Genomic DNA, 560 nt, shown 5'->3' on the forward strand with positions numbered 1-560 from the left:
CGACCGCGGCTCCCGCGCCGGTTGACACCGCACCCGCTGCGTCGGCCCCGGCTCCCGTCGCCGCACAGCCTGCGCAGCAGCCACAGCCCGCCCCGATTGCCGCCGCGCCGGTGGCGGCGACTGGACCGATCGGCGTCTGGGCCACCGAGGAGAACAAGGGCAACGTCCGCGTCGAAGCCTGCGGCACCAATCTCTGCGGCTATTCGGTCAAGAGCAATGAGCGCATCCTGATCAACATGAAGCCCGACGGCAGCAAGTGGAGCGGCCGCATCCACGATCCCGACTCCGGCCGCAACTACGACTCGACGATCGCGATGAAGGGCCCGAACGCGATGCGCGTGCAGGGCTGCGCCTTCGGCGGCATGTTCTGCGGCGGCCAGACCTGGAAGCGGGTCAGCTAGGCCTCCGATCCCCGAGAATGAACGGGTTGGCGCAACTCATCACAATTGTCGTCCCTGCCTAGTGCGCACTTGCGCACGAAAGCAGGGACCCATACGCCGCGGCGGATGTGATGAACGGGACTTGTCGTTACAGTATCGTTCAACAATGCCCATTCGTGG

At 66.2% G+C, this 560-nt stretch carries 1 protein-coding gene; it reads left to right on the forward strand.

Annotated features, from left to right (window positions below; genetic code table 11):
- On the forward strand, window positions 1-401 hold a 401-nt coding region (locus H8A95_RS43465), incomplete at its 5' end, for a DUF2147 domain-containing protein (protein ID WP_229188512.1).
- Between the last annotated feature and the right edge of the window lie 159 nt (window positions 402-560).

The sequence above is a fragment of the Bradyrhizobium oropedii genome, assembly GCF_020889685.1.
Lineage (GTDB): Bacteria > Pseudomonadota > Alphaproteobacteria > Rhizobiales > Xanthobacteraceae > Bradyrhizobium > Bradyrhizobium oropedii.